The sequence below is a fragment of the Variovorax sp. 350MFTsu5.1 genome, from assembly GCF_048302515.1.
Taxonomy (GTDB): domain Bacteria; phylum Pseudomonadota; class Gammaproteobacteria; order Burkholderiales; family Burkholderiaceae_C; genus Variovorax; species Variovorax guangxiensis.
This window is the reverse complement of the sequence record NZ_CP157620.1, coordinates 5075168-5089454: the sequence shown is the minus strand read 5'-3', so window position 1 is coordinate 5089454 and position 14287 is coordinate 5075168. Positions and strand designations below refer to the sequence as shown.

Below are 14287 nucleotides of genomic sequence, written 5' to 3'. Positions count from 1 at the left end.
GGCACTCAGGCCGGCACCGGCTGCGAAATGCCGCAGAGCGCTTCCGTGGCCGGCTTGGTCTTGCGCTCCTTCACCGCCACGTCGGCGAGCGCGAGGATGCCGACGAGCCGCTTGTCCCGGTCGACGATCGGAAGGCGCCTGATCTGGTGCTCGGCCATGATCTGCGCCGCGTGGTCGACCGCGTCATCCTCGTAGGCCCAACGGATGCCGTCGGACATCACGTCGCGCACCTTGGTGTTGCCGTCATGGCCCTCGGCCACGCCGCGGATGGCGATGTCGCGGTCGGAGATCGCGCCGACCATGCGGTCGTTCTCGCCCACCGGCATCATCCCGAAGTCGCCGTCGCGCATGCGCTTCGCTGCTTCGGCGATGGTCGCATCGGGGCTGATGACCTCGACGTCGCGGGTCATCACATCGTTGATCTTTCGCATCTGGAAATCCTTTTCTGAAATGGGCAGCCATGGCTCGCCGCCGGCAAGCTGGCTGCTGGAGAAACCGGGCTATCTGCTCCGGGGAGTTCCGGGAGCCGGTTCGCCCGGCGCGGTCGGCGCAGTGGGCGTGGCCGGCAGTTCCACCGGAACCTCGAAGCGCTTCTGGAGCACGTGGAAGTAGGCAAGCGCGCCCAACAGCGCGATCACCGCCGCCACGATGCCCCACGCGAAGACGCGGCGCTCTTCGCGTTCGGCACCCTGCGGCCGCTGTTCTTCCTTCATGCCCGGCGGAACTGCTGTCGCTGCGCTGCGGGCCTACTTCTTCATGGCCTTGACTTCGGCCTTGCCCTTGTCCTCGTCGGCCTTGGCCTGCTTCATGCACGCGGACTTGGCGTCGCCCTTCTGGTCGTCGCACTTTTCCTTGGCGATGCTGTAGGCCACCTCGACCTTGGCCTCGGCCACCTTGCGGGCGCCGCTGTCGCTGGGCCTGACCTTCTGGTCGAGTTCGGCCTTGGCGATCTTTTCCTTGCCCTTGGCTTCTTCCACGCAGACGTCCTTTGCGTTGTCCTTCATGGCATCGCAGGCTGCGCGGTCGGCCTTGTAGTCGGCTGCGATCTTGTCGCGGCCGGCCTTGAGTTCGGCGACTGCCGGATCGGGCGCGGGTGCCGTGGGTGCGTTCATCTGCGCATGGGCCGAAAGCGCCGTGAGGCAGGATGCGGCAATGCAGCTGTAGATGAGTTTGGTCATGTCCATCTCCTTGGAACGCCGGCGCTCGTTGCACACAGGATGGAACCGGGAAAAGGATCGGAAAAGGATCGGATAGCTGGTTCACCCGGTTCGGGTTGTCCGGCGCATGAAATCCAGACTAGAAAGCACCGAGGATGCGTCGATAGGACGCTGGGCGATGCGCCCGTCAGTGCATGCTGACGCGCGATGCGGTGACGGACTGTTCTCACGCCGATGCGCTGCGCCTTCCGACCGGCTGCGCTCGTGCGCCGTTCAACATCCGGACAGGGGAAAAACCCGGGACCAGGAAAGGACCCCCATGCAGATGCTCCGGATTTCGAGCGAGCGGCGCGCCCGCCTGCTGGCGGATGGCCTCCTGGCCATCAACGCCAGGAGCCAGGAAGTGCTCCACGGCCTCACCTTCGAGGAATCGCAGTTCCTGATCGACTTCGACGACGACGATGGGGCAGCGGACGACGAGCCGTCGCAGGAGCGGCGCAGCGAACTCTCGCTGCGGCACGAGCAGGCGCGGCTGCGGATCGTGACAGCCGACGACGAAAGCAGCGCCGACGAGGAGCAGCGGCCGAGAGCTGCGACGAAGTTCTAGTTCTGGACGTGCAGGGGGCGCTCATGCGCCGGACCCGACCCGCACGTGGATCTCGGGGAACTTGTCGTCGTAGAACGCGAGCCGCGCCTTCAGGCCCTGATGCTCGTCGTACGGGTCTTCGTAGCTCCATACCGCGTCCTCCAGCCGTCTCTCGCCGAGATTCAGGCTGTAGTAGTGCGCCGTTCCCTTGAACGGGCACTCGGTGGTGGTCTGCGAACGCGCCAGCTTCTCCATCCGCACGTCGGAGCGCGGGAAGTAGTAGCGGGCGGGAGCGTGGTCTTCGTCGACCCTCACGACATTGTTGGACGTGGCGATGACAACGCCTTCGGCCTCGACTTCCACGGGTTGCTGCAGCCGCGTTTCACGGACCTGGTGGCCGGGATGTTTCCGGTGACCGGGGGATTTGCTCATTTGCTGTTCCTGTCTGGTGCCTGGCCGTTCGGCGCGACGACCGGCGCGGCGGGTTTGTCGGGAAGGGACGCATCGCTGTTCGCGCCGCCCCTGGCCTTGTCAGCGTCGGCCTGCGCCGCGCAGGCGGATCGCTCTGCCGCGCTCCTGAGGTCGTCGCACTTCTTGATGGCCGCCCGGCGGATGGCCTCCTGCCTTGCTGCCTCGGCAGGCTTGTTCGCGTTGCCGTCGCCCTTGGGCTTGGTCGCATCGATTTCCGCCGGCACTGGAAGCGGCGCCTGCTGCGCCGTTGCGTGAACCGCAGCCAGGCAGGCTGCGGCGAGGACGATGAGTTTCTTCAGGTCTGGTCCGGACATGGCGGCCTCCAGAAAGAAAACCAATCTGTGCCTCTGGCGTGTGCACTCATGTCGGACGAATTCACTTCGCGCCGAGCGATTCGGGAGCAGCGAGTGCGTCAGGAGCCGTTCATGATTGGACGGATCCGTCAGTAACGTTACCGAATATCCGGCCGCCGCGACCTCGCCCTTCGCGCCCGCATCGCGGTGCATCGGCGTCGCGATTTCCGCGTTTCCCTCTGACGCGCGGTGCCGGCTTCGGCCTTGCCTAACGGCTGCGCTACCTCGTCGCCGCGTGACCCTCATGCCGTGGCGATGTAGGACTTTCGCCCGACCGTGCTGTGGCCCAAATGTGAACTTTGCACACTCTGTTTCGCTCCGATGCAGCCAAAAACGGGGGTTCCGCCTTACCTTGATATTGCACTGCAGCAAGCACGCGGACGGCGGAAATACCCGTGATGTTCGTGAACGCGGTGCCTGAGTCTCTTCAACCAGTGGACGCGCGCCGGAGTTCCGACCCTTGCGCACGTTCGTCGCCAAGGGGTGGTCATGCGTGTTTCGAAACTCCGTTCAGTTCTTCCTTCCCGGCGCCCGAGGGGCACGGCCCGTGCGGCGGTGCGTCCGCCTTCCGGTCCGCGCGGCCGGTTCCGGCAGCGCGGCGCCTTCGTGCCCAAGCTCGCGGCTTATGGCCTGCTGGCGTTCGTGCTCTGGCTGATGGTCTCGACGCTGGTGCAGCCGTTGCTGTCCTCGCAGGCCACCCGGGCGGTGCTGCAGGCGCCCGTGGGGCTCATCACCTCGCCGATCAACGGCGTGGTCACGCAGATGGTGGTGCATGCGCGCGACACGGTCGAGCCGGGCACCGTGGTGGCAACGGTGCGCAACCCGACCATCAACCAGGAGATCCTCACCACGCTGAGTTCGCAGCGCCTCGCGCTGCAGAGCCAGCTCGCGCAGCTGGGCAACCACTTCAAGGCCGACAGCCAGGAGCTTAAGTTCGTCGGGCACGAGGCCAACGTGCACCGCGAGGCTTCGCTGGCGCAGGCCTGGGACTCATGGCAGATCGCGCAGCGCCAGCGCGACGTCGCGCACAGCGTGGTCGAGGAGCAGGAGAACAAGGTCCGGGTCAACAGGGCGCTGCTCGAACAGGGCGCGATCAGCGAGCAGGTGATGAACGCGGCCGAGGCGCAGCTGAACACGGCGCGCGCCAATGCGTCGGTGGCCGAGCAGGCCTTCGCCGGCCAGGCGCAGACGGTGGCCAGCGCGGGGCAGGGCGCCTTCGTGGGCACCGGCGGCAACAGCATCTTCCAGACGCTGGAGAGCCGGCGCGAGGTGCTGCGCAACAGCGTGAATCGCGCAAAGCAGGACGGCACGGCCATCCTCTCGCAGCTCAAGCAGGTGACGGCATTGGAGAACGAGGAGCGCCAGCGGGTGGAGAAGCTCTCGGCCTATGAAGTCAAGGCGAGCCAGCCGGGCCAGGTCCATACCGTGCTGGCGCCCGAAGGCGCCTACGTCACCGCCGGGGCTTCGCTGGTGCGCGTCACCGACTGCCGGCGTCTGGGCGTGGTGGCGGTGTTTCCCGCGCGGGTGGCGAAGCGGCTGAGCATCGGCTCGATGCTTGACGTGAAGCTCGACCAGAACGGTCCCGCGATGCCGGCGCGCGTGCAGCAGCTGCTGCCGGTGGCGTCCGATGCGCTGCAGAGCACCTACAGCGTGCCCTTCCCCTTCGCCGAACAAGGCTCCATCTACGCCGTCGCGGACTTCGAGGGCAACGCGGCGCAGAAGGCCACCGAGGGAAGCAGCCTGTGCGCTCCTGGCAAGGTGGTCGCGGCGAGCCTGCGCTCCTGAGCCAGGATCGAGGGGACGAGCCATGCGAGCGATCCCGATGCTGCGTGCCTTGGCGCTTTGCATGGTTGCCTTGCCCGCGGCGGCCTTTGCCCAGCAGCCCGCAGCGACATCGACCCAGCAGCGCCTCGCGCAGCAAAGCTGCGAGGGCCTGCGCCAAGCGGTCAAGGACGCACAGAAGAGCACCACCAGCGGCCCGCTCTTCCTTGCGAGCTACCGCGTTGCCGGCAACGACCGCGGCTCTGCGCCGCTGGAGCCGGCGCTGGCGAACGCGGCCTACACCTACGACAACGCACTGGCCGGCATCGCGCTGCTCGCATGCGGCGACGCGGCTTCCGCCAGGCGCATCGGCGATGCCGTCGTGCGCGCCATCGAACGCGACCCCAACGCCGCCGACGGCCGCGTGCGCAACGCCTACCGCGCAGGCCCGATGACCGAGGACAAGGCCGCGCTGCCCGGCCGCTGGGACGAGGGCCGCAAGCAGTGGATCGCCGACGCCTACCAGGTGAGCACCGCCACCGGCAACGTGGCCTGGGCCGCGCTGCTGCTGCTGAACCTGTCGCAGGCCGAGCCGACGCCGGCCTATTCGGCGGGCGTGCGCAGGCTGCTCGGCTGGATCGAGCAGCGCACGCGCGCGAAGAACGACCCCGACGGCTACAACGGCGGCTGGTACGGCTGGGACAACGCGCAGCGTGCGCAGACCTGGAAGTCGACCGAGCACAACATCGACATCGCGGTGGCCGCCGCCTGGGCCGCGCGATCGGGTGAGGCAGGTGGGCAGGGCGAGGCCATGCGCCGCCAGGCGCGCACCGCGCTCGATTTCGTCGGCCGCATGTGGAACCCGTCGGAGCAGCGTTTCAATATCGGGACCAAGGAAGACGGCGCCACCATCTCCACCGAAAGCTCGGGCCTGGACGCGCAGCTCTGGCCGCTGCTGGCGGCGACCGACCGTTCCTGCGCCTGGACGGGCGCGCTCGACTGGGCGCAGAAGCACCACCGCTCCGGCGAGGGCTACGGTTTCTCGCGCGATCCCGACGGCATCTGGACCGAAGGCAGCGCGCAGTTCGCCGCGACGCTGGTGGCCCGCAAGGGCTCGGCGCCCGAGGCGCTGTGGCGGCTGCTCGCATCGCAGCGCGCGGACAACGGCCTGTACTACGCCACGCCCAGCGCGCGCATTTCCACGGGGCTGGCCATCGGGCCCGATTCGCCCGGCGCCGACTTCTTCTACTACCACTGGCCGCACCTGGGCGCCACCGCGTGGATCGCGCTGGCCGCCAACGGCTTCAACCCATTCACCGGCAAGACCGCCGCAGCAGGAGCCATTCCATCATGTCCCACCTGATCGCCACGCCGGAGTTCCAGCTCAACGCCCTCGTGGCGGGGCTTGCGCTGCTCCTGATGACGTGGGGCCGTGTCGAGCGCACGAGCCACCGCGCCGTGTTCGGGGCGCTGACCGCGCTGCTGCTCATGCGCTATGCCGTATGGCGCGTGACGGCCACCATGCCGCCCTCGGACCTCGGCTTCGAGACCCTGTTCGCCTGGGTGTTCCTGTTCTTCGAGATGACGGCCGTGGTCTACACGCTGATGTCCATCCACATGCTGGTGCGGCGCCGCGACAACCGGCGGCTCGCCGATCTGGGCGAGGCCGCGCTGCGCGCGCGCGGCGCGGATGTGCCGGCGCTGGACGTGTTCATCTGCACGTACAACGAGGAACTGGCCGTGCTCGAGAAGACCATCATCGCCGCGCAGGCCATCGACTACCCGCGCCTGCAGGTCTGGGTGCTCGACGACACCCGGCGCGACTGGCTGCGCGACTACTGCGCGCGCAGGGGCGTGAACTACGCGCGCCGGCCCGACAACAGCCACGCCAAGGCGGGCAACCTCAACAACGGCCTGCGGCTGTCTGCGCAGACGACCAACGCGCCCTTCATCCTGGTGCTCGACGCCGACTTCGCGCCTCGCCGGCAGATCGCCTGGCGCATGCTCGGGCTCTTCGACGACCCGAAGGTCGGGCTGGTGCAGACGCCGCAGTTCTATTACAACGCCGACCCCATCCAGCACAACCTGCGCGCCACCGACAGCTGGGTCGACGAGCAGCGCGTGTTCTTCGACGTGCTGCAGCCCGCGAAGGATGCGGTCGACTCCGCCTTCTGCGTGGGTACTTCGTTCATCGTGCGCCGCGACCTGATCACGGCCGCGGGCGGCTTCCCGGTGGGCAGCGTGTGCGAGGACATCCACACCACCTACCTGCTGCTGCGCCGCGGCCATGTCACGCGTTGGCTGGGCGAGCGGCTGTCGAACGGGCTGTCCGCCGAGAGCATCGTCGACTACATCAACCAGCGCAGCCGCTGGTGCCTGGGCACGGTGCAGCTCGCGCTGCTGCCGAACGGGCCGCTGCGCGGCAAGGGATACAGCCTCTCGGCGCGGCTGCACTTCCTGCACGGGCTGCTGCACTGGCTGGGCAAGCCCTTCATGGCGCTGATCATGCTGGCGCCCGCGCTGTACTGGTATGCCGACGTGTCGGCCTTTCATGCGACGCCGCAGGCCTTCGCCGCCTACGGGCTGCCGCCGCTCATGATGTTCTGGGCGTACAGCTACTGGATCAGCCAGCGGCGCTGCCTGCCGGTGTTCAGCGAGGTGAGCCAGCTCGTCGCGGCCATGGCCGTCACGGGCACGCTGCTCGCCGCGATGCTCAAGCCCTTCGGCCATCCGTTCAAGGTGACTGCCAAGGGGCTGGACCGATCGAAGACGGTGGTGCACTGGAAACTGGTCGCCGTGTTCGGCGGGCTGCTCGTCGCGCTGCAGCTGGGCGGTGCGACGGCCATCATGACCGGGCCGGCGCTCGCGCCGGGCGACCAGCTCAACCTGGTGTGGACCGGCATCGCGCTCGTCCTGTGCCTCGGCGCGCTCATCGCCTGCGTGGACCTGCCGAGGCCCGATGGCGAGGAGCGATTCCCGTGGCGCGTCGCGACGCGGGTGCGAACGGCGGCGGGCGAGGGCGAGTCGCGCTTCGTCAACATCGCCGCGGACGGCGCCCTGATCGAAGGCGGCGCGCTCCTCAAGCGCCTGCGCGTGGGCCAGCCGCTGGAGGTCTTTGTCGACCCGGTGGGCTGGCTGCCGGCCTTCATCGACCGCCGCAAGCGCGCCAGCGCGGAGCTGCGCTTCGCCGCCACCGAGGCGCAGCGCGAGCAGCTGGTGAGCCATGTCTTCAACGTGCCGCCGAGCCACGTCGCGGTGCAGGTGCGGCCCTGGGGCGCGGCCTCGGCGCTGCTTGCGAGCGCGGGCTTCGGCTCGCCGGGAGCCGGCGTCGTGCGCATGTTCCTGCGGCTTTCGCTCCTCGTGCTGGCGGTGTGCGTGCTGCTGGTGACGAGCGGCTGCAACCTCACGCCGCCGCTCAAGCAGCCCGACCTGACGGTGCCGTCGAGCTGGCCCGCCGGCGCCACCGTGCCCTCGGCGGAGCCCGCCGACTGGCGCGGCTTCGTGCAGGACGACGAGCTGCGAGGCCTGATCGACACCGCCCTGCGCCAGAACCGCGACCTGCGCGTGTATGCGGCGCGTGCGCGCGAAGCGCGAGCGGTCTACGCGGGAAGCCGCGCCTCGCTGTTCCCGGAGCTGGGGCTGTCCGGCAACGCGCAGCGCGCGAAGACCACGCCGCAGGGCTCGCTCAGCCCGGTGGGCAACATTCCGTCGGACGGGCGGGTGTCAAACAGCTTCGATGTCCAGGCCGGCGTGATGTCTTACGAGCTCGACTTCTTCGGCCGCCAGCAGAGCACGGCGCAGCAAAGCGGCTCCCTGGCCGAGGCCGGCGACAAGGACTACGCGGCGGCCCGCATGAACCTGGTGGGCGAGGTGGCCAACGCGTACCTCACGCTGCGCGCCGATCGTGCGCTGCTCGCGCTGGCCGACACCAACGCGGCTTCGCTCTCGGCCAACGCGGACATGATCGGCCGCGCCAAGGCCGTGGGCGGCGCCGCGCAGCTCGACGTGTACCGCGCGCAGTCGCTGCTGCAGAATGCCCGCGTGCGGCAGGAGGAATACCGCATGCGCGTCGCGCAGGACCTGCAGGGGCTGAACGTGCTGGTGGGCCAGCCCGTGCCGCCGGACACCGGCTCCGCGCGGCCCTGGCCCGAGCGCTCCACCCAGTCGGTGGCGGCGGGGCTGCCCTCCAGCCTGCTGCAGCGCCGGCCCGACCTGCTGGCCGCCCGCGCTCGCGTCGAGGCCGCCAACTCGGGCATCGGCGCCGCCAAGGCGGCCATGCTGCCGACCATCTCGCTGACCGCGCTGGCGGGCGGCGTCAGCAACGAGTTCTCGACGCTGCTGAGCAGCGGCAACCGGAGCTGGGCCGGCGTGCTCGGCGTGTCGCTGCCGCTGTTCGACTGGGGGCGCCGCTCGGCCAACGTCACGAGCAACGAAGAGAAGCTCGCGGCCGCGATGGCCTCGTACGAATCGGCCGCGCAGGTGGCCTTCCGCGAGACCGCCAACGCCCTGATCGCCGGCGACCACCTGCGCCCGCAGCTGGAAGCGCAGCAGTTGCGCGTGCAGTCGCTCGAGAAAGTCGCCAGCATCTCGCGCACCCGCTTCCGCAGCGGACTGGAGGACTATTTCTCCAGCCAGGATGCGCAGCGCGAGCTGTACGCCGAACAGCAGCAGCTGATCGAGCTGCAACTCAAGGATGCGGTGAACCTCGTGAACCTCTACAAGGCGCTCGGGGGTGGCTGGGGGAGCGCCTGAGGAGGCGCCAGCCGTTCCCGGCTCTCGTCATCACCGCACGAACACCTCGATCTCCACGCGCCGGTTCGGCGCGAGGCAGTCGATCAGCTCGGCCCGCTTCGCCGTCTGCGCGCATTGCACCTTCGGCTCCGACTCGCCCTTGCCCTGCACTTGGATGGCCTGCGCCGGCACGCCCGAGCGCACCAGGTAGTCGCGCACGGTCTCGGCGCGAGCCAGCGAGAGTGCCTGGTTGTATGCGGTGGTGCCGAGCCGGTCGGTGTGACCGGTGATCCTGATCGACTCCACGGGGCCGGCGCTGCCCCTGATGTCGCCCGCCAGTGCGTCGAGCCTGCGCCGTCCTTCGGGCAGCAGGTCGGACAGCGAGCGGCCGTCGAAGCGGAACAGGCCGTCGGCGCCGAGCGTGGTCCTCGTGGCGGCAGCGGCCGGCCGGGCGGCTACGGGCGTGGCCGCCGCGCGCGTCGGACGCAGCAGGTCGGCGCAGCCCGGGCCCTTCCAGTACATGCCGTTGGTCAGCACGTCCGCGTTGAAGCGCACCATGTACTGGCAGCTGATGTACTCCGGCCCCGCGCCGGTGCGGAAGTGGAAGATGTAGTTCCACTCGCGCACGCCGCCCAGCCCTTCGCTGAAGTGCGGGAAGCCCAGCAGTTCGCGGACCTGGTCCTTGCCCATGCCGGTGCGCATGGTGCGCAGGGCATCGAGGCTGGGGAAGGCCCCCTGCTTCCACTTGGCCGAGTCCGGGGAGGGGAACTCGTCGTCCTTCGGCGGCGCCGGGTTTTCCGAAGCGGCGCGGGCCTGCATCTCGGGCGTGACGGTGTAGCTCGGGCTGGCGCAGCCGCCGGCCAGCAATGCCGCTATGCAGAGCGCGGAAACAGCGCAAGGGGTCCTGAAGCGAAAGAGCTTGTTCATGATGGGGTTCGTCCGGTTCATCTGTATCGCTTTCCCTTCAGTTGAAGACCCATTCCGCACCGACGGTGGCGCCCACGCCGGCGCGGCTGGTGGCCACGCCGCCGGTGATGCTCCAGGCGTTGTTCTCCGCGGTGCGGCGGAAGCTCACGCCCACCGCGCTCTGGCCCTTGAACGAGCCCGCGCCGATGCGCATGACCGTCTTGCCCGGCACGTAGCTGCCGGGCATCTGCAGCGCCATGGCGGCGGCGACGCCGGCATAGGCGTTCTTCTCGACACCGTCGAGGCGGTCGCCCAGGGCGTTGATGCGGTTGTTCAGGCCGGCGCTGGTCGCATTGAGCTGATTGACGTTGACCGCGTCGGTGCCCGCCACGCCCGGGGCCACGTTGTGCACCGTGACCGGGCCGGTGGCGTTGCTGCCGCCCATGGTCACGCTGTTGTAGTTGGTCGTGCCGTCGGCGTTGGTGTCGTACTTGACCGTCGACTGATCGATCACCGCCACCTGGCCCTGCACGCCCCGCAGCTGCGACACGTTGACCGCATCGCTGTCGGCCGTGCCCGCGGCCACGCCGGTGATCTGGCGGAACTGGCCGCTGGCGGCATTGCCCACCGACACGGCCGCCAGCGTGCTCGTGGTCGCACCGATGGCGATGCGCTGCGCGTCGGTCGCGGTGGGCGGCACATAGCCGGCCACGCCCGCCGCCGTCGAAGCCACCGAGCCCGCGCCCAGCGCCACGCCGCCGGCCTGCGTCACGCTGGTGCCGGCGCCCAGCGCCACGCCCTGCACCGCGGCGGCCGAAGACTGCGTGCCCAGCGCGATCGAGTCGGCCAGGTGCGAGGTCGAGCCCTGGCCGATCGCGATGCCGCCGGGCGCGCTCTGCTGCACCACGGCACCGTTGCCGATGCCCACGCCGTTGTTGCCGTTGACCACCGTCTGCGGGCCGACCGCGACGGATTCCGCGCCGATGGCCAGCGAGTCGGCCGCCGTGGAGTTGGCGTGGAAGTACTGGATCGGCGTGACCGCGAAGGACTGCAGCGCGCCGCTGAGCTGGCGCACCGTGACCGCGTCCTGCGCCTGCGTGCCGTCGGCGACGTTGGTGATCTGGCGGTAGGTGGTCGCGCTGCCGACGGAGAGGGCGCCCAGCAGCGTGCGGTCGGTCGTGTTGAACGGGATCAGGGAACTGCCCGCCGGGATGTTGCCGGTGCTGCCCGCGACCGTGCGGTCGGAAACGGAGCCCGAGCCTAGTGCGACCCCGTTGTCGACGGTGGCGCTCGCATCCTTGCCCACGGCGACAGCGTCGGCACCCGTGGCGCCGTTGTTGTTTTCGTTGCCGCCGCCGGTGGACTGGACGCTGAAGTACCTGATCTTGTTGGCCGTGACCGTGCTGCTCAGGTTCTCGATCGACTGGTTGGTGAAGAAAAGCTGCGAACCGTTGACGGCATCGGTCGACGAGCCCGAGAGCCTGCCGGCTGCCACGTTGGTGATCGTGCGCTCGGCTCCGACCGAACCGACGCTGACTGTGCTCGTCGGCGCGGCGCCGGCGAAGTTGTAGGTCGTGCCGTTGATCACCGTGCTGGCCGTGCCGACGGCCGCGGCCGTGGTGGACCCGGCGCCCAGCGCTACGGCGCCGGCGTTGCTGGCCACGGCGTTCGGCCCGATGGCGACGGAATCCGTCGCCAGCGCCTGGGAGTCGGGCAGGACCGAGTTGGCGTGGAAGTACTTGATGCCCGCACCAGCGTTGATGTTGGTGATGTCGGTCGTGTTCTTCGTGACCTGCAGGTTCGTGGCGTTCAACTGGGAGCCGTTGACGGCGTCGGTCGAGGTGTCGGAGAGCCGGCCGGCGGCCACGTTGGTGATCGTGCGCTCCGCGCCGACGGCACCGATGCTGACCGTGCTGGTCGGCGTCGTGCCGGCGAACTTGTAGGTTGTGCCACCGATCACCGCGTTGGCCGTGCCGACGGCCACGTCGGTCACCGAGCCCGAGCCCAGCGCCACGGCACCGGCATTGTTGGCCACTGCGTTCGGGCCGATGGCGACGGATTCCGCTCCCACCGCCTGCGAGTCGGGCTGGGTCGAATTGGCGTGGAAATACTTGATGCCCCCGCCGGCGTTGATGTTGGTGATGTCGGCCGTGTTCTTCGTGACCTGCAGGTTCGTGGCGTTCAGCTGCGAGCCGTTGATGGCGTCGGTGGAGGTGTCGGAGATGCGGCCAGCGGCCACGTTGGTGATCGTGCGCTCCGCGCCCACGCTGCCCACGCTCACGGTGCTGGTCGGCGTGGTGCCTTTGAAGTTGTAGACCGTGCCGCCGATGGTCGCGCTGGGCGTTCCCACCGCCGTGGCGGTGACCGAGCCGGAGCCCAGTGCGACGTCGCCCGCATTGGCCGCCGCCGTCGCCGCATCGCCGATGGCCACGCTGCCCGCCTTGCCGACGGCGCCGGCCGTGGAGCCATTGCCCAATGCCACCGACCCTTGGCCGATCGCCTTGTTGCCGTTGCCGATGGCCACTGCGCCGTTGGCCTGGTTGGCCGCGGTGGCCGAGGCCGTGCCGTCGCTGTTGGCGATGTTGTCCGCGCCGCCGACGAACGCGCCTGTGCCGCTCGCAAAACTCGGATCGCCGATGGCGACCGCGCCGTTGCCATAGGCCGTGTTGCCGGAACCGATGGAGACGGCCTTGCCGCCGGTGGCGGTGGCGTTGGTGCCGATTGCAACCGCTTCGGCCGAATCCGCCCGGGTGTTGCTGCCGACCGCGATGGTGTTCAGGGCCGAGGCACTGGACAGGCGGCCGATTGCGATCGCTTCCGTCTGGGTCGCGGACGACTCTCCGCCGACGGCAATGGCATTGGTGCCTGCTGCATTGGCACCGGCGGTCGTGTTGCCGCCAACCGCCACGGAACCGGTGCCAGTGGCGCGCACTGCGGTGGCGGCGGTGGTCCCGCCCGAGCCGAGCGCGGTGGCGTTGTCGGCGCCCGCATTGGTTCGGGTACCGATCGAAACCGAGTCGACGCCGGTCGCGTGATTTGCGATACCCATCGCGACAGCGCGTGTCTGGGACGCCTCCACGTCCGTGCCGACGGCGATGGCGGCATCCGCCGTTGCGCCCGTTCCCGCCACTGTGCGTGCGCCAAGGTTGATGGAATTTATCTGGGAGGCCACAGCCTGGAAGCCGATCGCGATGGCGTTGCGGCCGCTCGCGCCGGCGCTGGTGCCTTGCGCGATGGCGTCCTGTGCGGAAGCAGTCGCGTTCAGGCCGATCGACGTCGTCGCGTTGGCCGCGACGCCGATCCCCGCATTGGTGCCGATGGCGATGTTGTCGTTGCCGCTGACCAGGTTGCCTGCGGAGGCCTTCAAGGTGGCATCGTAGGCGACCGTACCGTCGCCTGCGCCGAAGGCGATGTTGCGCGTTCCCGTGACGCCTGAGCCGGCGCCCCGCATCGCGCTCGCGATGCCTCCCCCCATGGCGGTGTTCTGCGCGCCGCTGACCAGTGTTCCCGCGGCAATGCCCACTGCGGCCGAACCCGTATTGGCGCTCGTAGAGCCCGCGCCCGCGCCCTGGCCGACCGCGACCGAACTGGCCCCGCTCGCGACCGCCTGCGCCCCGAGCGCAAGCGAACTGTTCCCCAGCGCCCGGGCGGCGTTCCCTACGGCAGTGGCTGCCTCGTCGCTTGCCTTTGCCGTGGAACCGAGGGCTGTTGCCGTCTGGGCGGTTGCGGCAGACTGCACGCCGATGGCAACGGCAGCGTTGCCGCTTGCGGTCACGTCCGTGCCGATTGCGATCGAACTCTCGCTCAGGGCGCCTGTTCCCGCAGCGGTACGTGCGCCCAGGTAAAGGGAATTGATCGCAGAGGCAATGGCACCGAAGCCGAGAGTCACGGCATTCAGGCCCGTACTGCTGGCGCCATAACCTATGGCAGTGGCTCCGCCGGCAGTTGCTTGAGACTGCTGCCCCACGCAGGTTGCGCTGCCGCTGTAGTAGTTATAAGGCGCCGTGGTGCAAATTGCCGACTGCGCATGCGCCATCGAGGCCCCTCCGAGTCCTCCCATGGTCAACAGTGCACTCACGACGCCCGCGCGCCAGTGTCCTGACCGGAGCAATGTGAGCGCGCGGGGCGCTGCATCCACGCGGCTCCCGCCGCGTTTTCCTCCAGCGGAAGTGATTTCAGACGCCGCTACCCAGGCGCCGAGGGATTCGTTCCACAACGAACGATAAGTCTTGTTCATGAGCCCCGTCCCATCCATTCAAAAGGTCGTTGAACGGCCAAAACCGTTCGGGCTCCCTGTGCAATTTTCAAATTATTTTTTGCAA

General features: G+C 69.0%; 11 protein-coding genes. 4 read left to right on the top strand and 7 right to left on the bottom strand.

Annotated features, from left to right (window positions below; all coding sequences use genetic code 11):
• Positions 1 to 5: 5 nt before the first annotated feature.
• From ABL843_RS23060 to ABL843_RS23050, 3 genes are all read right to left on the bottom strand, one after another.
• Positions 6 to 431, bottom strand: a complete 426-nt coding sequence (locus tag ABL843_RS23060; protein ID WP_126023481.1) for a CBS domain-containing protein — start codon at positions 429 to 431, stop codon at positions 6 to 8.
• A 69-nt stretch (positions 432 to 500) separates the two neighbouring features.
• Positions 501 to 713 carry a hypothetical protein gene (locus tag ABL843_RS23055; RefSeq protein WP_369661225.1) on the bottom strand — a complete coding sequence of 71 codons (213 nt, stop codon included), beginning with the start codon at positions 711 to 713 and terminating at the stop codon, positions 501 to 503.
• Positions 714 to 746: 33 nt separating this feature from the next.
• Entirely contained in the window at positions 747 to 1178 is a 432-nt protein-coding gene (locus tag ABL843_RS23050; protein WP_369661226.1) for a hypothetical protein, read from the bottom strand.
• A 298-nt stretch (positions 1179 to 1476) separates the two neighbouring features.
• On the opposite strand from ABL843_RS23050, the gene ABL843_RS23045 reads away from it, so the two are divergent.
• Positions 1477 to 1764: a hypothetical protein gene (locus tag ABL843_RS23045; protein ID WP_369661227.1), complete on the top strand. Its 288-nt coding sequence runs from the start codon at positions 1477 to 1479 to the stop codon at positions 1762 to 1764.
• Positions 1765 to 1785: 21 nt separating this feature from the next.
• On the opposite strand, the gene ABL843_RS23040 is transcribed toward ABL843_RS23045, so the two are convergent.
• Positions 1786 to 2175: a DUF427 domain-containing protein gene (locus tag ABL843_RS23040; RefSeq protein ID WP_126023485.1), complete on the bottom strand. Its 390-nt coding sequence runs from the start codon at positions 2173 to 2175 to the stop codon at positions 1786 to 1788.
• The gene (locus tag ABL843_RS23035; protein WP_369661228.1) at positions 2172 to 2552 is read right to left on the bottom strand and encodes a hypothetical protein; all 381 of its coding nucleotides are present in this window, start codon (positions 2550 to 2552) and stop codon (positions 2172 to 2174) included. The genes ABL843_RS23040 and ABL843_RS23035 overlap by 4 nt, the downstream gene beginning before the upstream one ends.
• A 570-nt stretch (positions 2553 to 3122) precedes the next feature.
• On the opposite strand from ABL843_RS23035, the gene ABL843_RS23030 reads away from it, so the two are divergent.
• From ABL843_RS23030 to ABL843_RS23020, 3 genes are all read left to right on the top strand, one after another.
• Entirely contained in the window at positions 3123 to 4352 is a 1230-nt protein-coding gene (locus ABL843_RS23030; protein WP_418117463.1) for an HlyD family secretion protein, read from the top strand.
• Between the two features lie 61 nt (positions 4353 to 4413).
• The gene (locus ABL843_RS23025; protein WP_418117462.1) at positions 4414 to 5691 is read left to right on the top strand and encodes a hypothetical protein; all 1278 of its coding nucleotides are present in this window, start codon (positions 4414 to 4416) and stop codon (positions 5689 to 5691) included.
• Positions 5679 to 9080 (top strand): efflux transporter outer membrane subunit, encoded by a 3402-nt coding sequence (locus ABL843_RS23020; RefSeq protein WP_418117461.1) that lies wholly within the window; start codon positions 5679 to 5681, stop codon positions 9078 to 9080. The genes ABL843_RS23025 and ABL843_RS23020 overlap by 13 nt, the downstream gene beginning before the upstream one ends.
• Positions 9081 to 9110: 30 nt before the next feature.
• Here the strand turns inward: ABL843_RS23020 and ABL843_RS23015 are convergent, their stop codons facing one another.
• Together ABL843_RS23015 and ABL843_RS23010 are read right to left on the bottom strand one after the other, a co-directional pair.
• Positions 9111 to 9986, bottom strand: a complete 876-nt coding sequence (locus ABL843_RS23015) for an OmpA family protein (protein ID WP_418117459.1) — start codon at positions 9984 to 9986, stop codon at positions 9111 to 9113.
• A gap of 37 nt (positions 9987 to 10023) precedes the next feature.
• Positions 10024 to 14202, bottom strand: a complete 4179-nt coding sequence (locus ABL843_RS23010) for an ESPR-type extended signal peptide-containing protein (protein WP_418117458.1) — start codon at positions 14200 to 14202, stop codon at positions 10024 to 10026.
• Between the last annotated feature and the right edge of the window lie 85 nt (positions 14203 to 14287).

Excerpts from the sequence above, each read along its gene's own strand:
- ABL843_RS23060 (WP_126023481.1), bottom strand. The coding sequence starts at position 431 with ATGCGAAAGATCAACGATGTGATGACCCGCGACGTCGAGGTCATCAGC.
- ABL843_RS23055 (WP_369661225.1), bottom strand. The coding sequence starts at position 713 with ATGAAGGAAGAACAGCGGCCGCAGGGTGCCGAACGCGAAGAGCGCCGC.
- ABL843_RS23050 (WP_369661226.1), bottom strand. The coding sequence starts at position 1,178 with ATGACCAAACTCATCTACAGCTGCATTGCCGCATCCTGCCTCACGGCG.
- ABL843_RS23045 (WP_369661227.1), top strand. The coding sequence starts at position 1,477 with ATGCAGATGCTCCGGATTTCGAGCGAGCGGCGCGCCCGCCTGCTGGCG.
- ABL843_RS23040 (WP_126023485.1), bottom strand. The coding sequence starts at position 2,175 with ATGAGCAAATCCCCCGGTCACCGGAAACATCCCGGCCACCAGGTCCGT.
- ABL843_RS23025 (WP_418117462.1), top strand. The coding sequence starts at position 4,414 with ATGGTTGCCTTGCCCGCGGCGGCCTTTGCCCAGCAGCCCGCAGCGACA.
- ABL843_RS23020 (WP_418117461.1), top strand. The coding sequence starts at position 5,679 with ATGTCCCACCTGATCGCCACGCCGGAGTTCCAGCTCAACGCCCTCGTG.
- ABL843_RS23015 (WP_418117459.1), bottom strand. The coding sequence starts at position 9,986 with ATGAACAAGCTCTTTCGCTTCAGGACCCCTTGCGCTGTTTCCGCGCTC.
- ABL843_RS23010 (WP_418117458.1), bottom strand. The coding sequence starts at position 14,202 with ATGAACAAGACTTATCGTTCGTTGTGGAACGAATCCCTCGGCGCCTGG.